Genomic DNA, 4,555 nt, shown 5'->3' with positions numbered 1-4,555 from the left:
ATCAATTGCCAGCTTTTATAAGCCCTTTCCCAAATGATTTTTTGTATGAAATAAAATTCCTAAAAGCTTATTTATATAATTACTTGAAGTCATCATTAAAAATAGACCAAAGAAAAAACGGTTATATTTTTGATGCTATTCAGGTATACATCATGATGAAATATATCGAAGAAAATCATCCAGAACTAAAAATGTTAGGGAACCTTTCTAAATATAAAATTCTAAAAGGTTATAATCTAGTAAATGCCGATTTTAATGCGCAATACAAATACTTATACCTACTCATGGCGAGAGATAATCTAGACCAAGCCATTGGAGAATCGAAAGAAAACTTTATCAAATTTAACGAGCAAATCGCAGGGAAATATAAAGCTGGTTTGAGTTTTAAATATTTGAACTCAGTTCTAAAAGATAGTACTGTTGAAAATAGTTTTAGAGAGTTTTTACTGTTAAATCAAGAAAAACAAACCGATTTAGATGATTTCGAATCCATTTTGAAGAAAAATTCTAATCAAAATATCGATTGGTTTTTTTTAAATTTAATTAATTCGAGAAAAATTATCGATTATAAATTTGGTAAATTAAACAAAACCAAAGATAGTATTTCTGTAACCATAAAAAATAATTCTAACACAACAGTTCCTATAACTATAAGCGGATTAAAAAATAAGGAAATTGTTTTTACCCAATGGTTGTACAATATAAAAAATGATACAACATTTGCAATTAGCAGAAATATTGCAGACAAATTAGTCTTAAATTATAATAACAATATTCCTGAATTTAATTCTAGAAATAATTACAAATCGCTAAAAGGGTTTTTATCTCTAAACAGACCATTAAGACTTAATTTCTTTAAAGATTTAGAAAATCCCGCTTATAATCAGATTTTTTATGTCCCAGAAGTCACTTACAATTTATATGACGGAATAATTACCTCATTAAGTTTGCACAATAAATCATTTGTGGGACGAACTTTTATTTATGATGTAAGCCCAAGTTATTCGACAAGAACAAAATCATTTACTGGTTCAGGAGGAATCTCATTTAGACAACAATTTAGAAATAAAGAACTTTATGAAATTAGATACGGATTAAGCGGTGCTTATTATCATTATATTCAAAATGCAGCTTATTTAAAAATAAATCCCGTATTACAATTTAAGTTTAGAGATTCCGATTTGCGAAGTAATAAAAGACAATATCTTACTTTTAGAAACATATTTGTAAACAAAGATCCTGCACCCATTACCATTAAAACAAACACAACGACAAAAGATTCTCCCTTAAGTTATTCTGTTTTTGATGTAAAATATTCGATGCGTAATTCCGAAATTTCAAAAGGTTTTGCTTTTGCAACCGATTTACAATTTTCAGGAAATTTTGGTAAAATTTCAACCGAAATTGCCTACCGAAAACTCCTAGAAAATAATTATCAATTTAGTTTAAGATTGTATGCAGGAACATTTTTATACAAAAAAACAACTACCGAATTTTATAGCTTCGGACTAGACAGACCCAAAGATTATCTATTCGATTATAATTATTATGGTCGTTCAGAAAGCACAGGATTATTTAGCCAAGAAATAATAATTGCCGAAGGTGGTTTCAAATCTAAATTTGCAAATCCGTATGCAAACAAATGGATGACAACTGTAAACGCAACTTCATCTATATGGCATTGGATCGAAATGTATGGAGATGTGGGTTTGTACCAAAACAAAGGGAAAAATCCTAAATTTGTATATGATAGTGGTTTACATCTTGACTTAGTACCTGGCTATTTCGAGCTGTTTTTACCCGTATATTCTAGTAATGGATTTGAAATGGGACAAAAAAATTACCAAGAAAAAATACGATTTATTGCTACATTTAATCCCAAAACACTTATTGGGCTTTTTACACGAAAATGGTTTTAATATTTCAGTTTTTTGATTTTATTTTTAAATAAAAAACATTAAAATTCAACATTAAAAACATATAATGTAATTTTATAGTTGTAATTAATATAAAAATTATCAATAATTCAATAATATTTTTCTCTTCATATATACAACATAACTAGTTTTTACTTAAATTTGTCATTATTACATTTCGAATTTATGATACAAGTAGAAGAAAAACAGCCGTTAACTTTTGAAGATTTCAAAACCGAAGTTATACACGATTATACCATTGCAACCACAAGTCGCGAATGTAGTTTACTAGGAAGACGTGAAGTTTTGACTGGAAAAGCCAAGTTCGGAATCTTTGGAGATGGTAAAGAAATTCCACAATTGGCGATGGCAAAAGCCTTCAAAAATGGTGATTTTCGTTCAGGATATTATCGTGATCAAACCTTTATGATGGCGATTGGTCAAATGACAAACCAACAGTTTTTTGCAGGTTTATATGGTCATACCGATTTGGCTCATGATCCTATGAGTGCTGGCCGTCAAATGGGTGGGCATTTTGCTACACATTCACTAGACGAAAACGGAAACTGGAAAAACCTAACGCAACAAAAAAATTCGAGTGCCGATATTTCTCCAACAGCTGGGCAAATGCCTCGTTTGTTAGGTCTTGCACAAGCATCAAAAATATATAGAAACGTTTCTGGAATAAACCAAACTAACTTTTCTGAAAAAGGAAATGAAGTTGCTTGGGGAACTATAGGAAATGCATCTACCTCTGAAGGTTTGTTCTTTGAGACAATCAATGCAGCTGGTGTTTTACAAGTACCAATGGTGATGAGTGTATGGGATGACGAATACGGAATTTCGGTTCATGCACGTCATCAAACTACCAAAGAAAACATTTCGGAAATCCTAAAAGGTTTCCAACGTGATGAAGATAATAAAGGTTACGAAATTATGACTGTAAACGGTTGGGATTATCCAACATTAGTCGAAACGTATCAAAAAGCTTCAGCAATAGCTAGAGAAGAACATATTCCAATATTAATTCACGTTCGTGAACTTACACAACCACAAGGACATTCTACTTCTGGGTCGCACGAGCGTTACAAAAATGCCGAAAGACTAGAATGGGAAGGCGATTTCGATTGCTTACGCCAAATGAAATTGTGGATGATTGAAAACAATATTGCCACATCTGAAGAAATTGATGCTATAGACAATCAAGCCAGAAAAGAGGTTTTAGAAGCTAAAAAAGCAGCTTGGACAGCATTTTTAACACCTATTAAAGAAGAAAGAGACGAATTAGTTTCGTTGTTAAATACGATTGCAAATAGTAGCGAAAATAAAGTTTTTATAGAAAAATATGCAAGTGATTTAGCAGCAATAAAAGAGCCTATAAGAAAAGATAGTATTACAACAGCCCGTAAAATTTTACGATTAATTGTCAAAGAAAACGGAAAAGACCAACTAGCTACTTGGATTACTAATTATACAAATAAAATTCAACCAAAATTTAGTTCTCACCTATTTTCGCAATCAGATAAAAATATATTTTCTGTCAAGGAAGTTTTACCAACTTACGATAATTCTGCCGAAGAAGTAGATGCTCGTTTGGTTTTGCGTGATAATTTTGATGCTATTTTTACAAAATATCCTGAAAGTTTAATTTTTGGAGAAGATGCAGGAAATATTGGAGATGTAAACCAAGGTTTAGAAGGAATGCAAGAAAAATACGGCGAGCTTCGTGTTGCCGATGTTGGTATTCGTGAAGCTACCATTTTAGGTCAAGGAATAGGAATGGCAATGCGTGGTTTGAAGCCTATTGCTGAAATTCAGTATTTAGATTATTTGCTTTACGCTATTCAAATCATGAGCGACGATTTGGCAACTTTACAATATAGAACTGCTGGTCGCCAAAAAGCGCCACTTATTATTCGTACTCGTGGTCACCGTTTAGAAGGAATCTGGCATTCAGGTTCTCCTATGGGAATGATTATTAATGCGATTCGTGGTATTCACGTTTTAGTTCCTAGAAATATGACTAAAGCGGCTGGTTTTTATAACACTTTATTAGAAACTGATGAACCTGCTCTTGTGGTTGAATGTTTGAATGGTTACCGTCTAAAAGAAAAAATGCCAACCAATTTAGGTGAATTTAAAACGCCAATTGGTGTGGTTGAAACTATTAAATCCGGAAACGATATTACTTTAGTTTCATACGGATCAACATTACGACTAGTAGAGCAAGCCGCAAAAGAATTATTAGAAGTAGGAATTGATGCCGAAATTATAGATATCCAATCATTATTGCCATTTGATGTAAATCACGATATTGTAAAATCATTGAGCAGAACAAACCGATTGTTAATTATAGATGAAGATGTTCCTGGTGGTGCTTCGGCTTATATTTTACAACAAATTATCGACGAGCAAAAAGGATATATGGTATTAGACAGTCAACCTGAAACATTAGCTGCAAAATCGCACCGACCATCTTACGGAACTGACGGAGATTATTTCTCGAAACCATCTGTCGAGGATATTTTTGAGAAAGTATATGGGATGATGCATGAAGTAAATCCAAATAAATTTCCTAGTTTATATTAAAAAAATAAAAATTTAAAAACGCCGGACGAAGAAATTTGTTTGGCGTTTTT

General features: G+C 31.9%; 2 protein-coding genes. Both read left to right on the top strand.

Translation table 11 applies throughout. The annotated features are described in order from the left end of the window. The coding region (locus tag ACH2BG_RS02300; protein WP_395046117.1) for an aminopeptidase at window positions 1–1,919 on the top strand (1,919 nt) is incomplete at its 5' end. A 183-nt stretch (window positions 1,920–2,102) separates the two neighbouring features. After that, window positions 2,103–4,505 carry a thiamine pyrophosphate-dependent enzyme gene (locus ACH2BG_RS02295; protein WP_395046116.1) on the top strand — a complete coding sequence of 801 codons (2,403 nt, stop codon included), beginning with the start codon at window positions 2,103–2,105 and terminating at the stop codon, window positions 4,503–4,505. Window positions 4,506–4,555: the final 50 nt, after the last annotated feature.

It is taken from the genome of Flavobacterium sp. (genome assembly GCF_043779715.1).
GTDB lineage: Bacteria > Bacteroidota > Bacteroidia > Flavobacteriales > Flavobacteriaceae > Flavobacterium.
The sequence above is the reverse complement of the archived record's forward strand: the minus strand, read 5'-3'. Positions and strand labels throughout refer to the sequence as shown.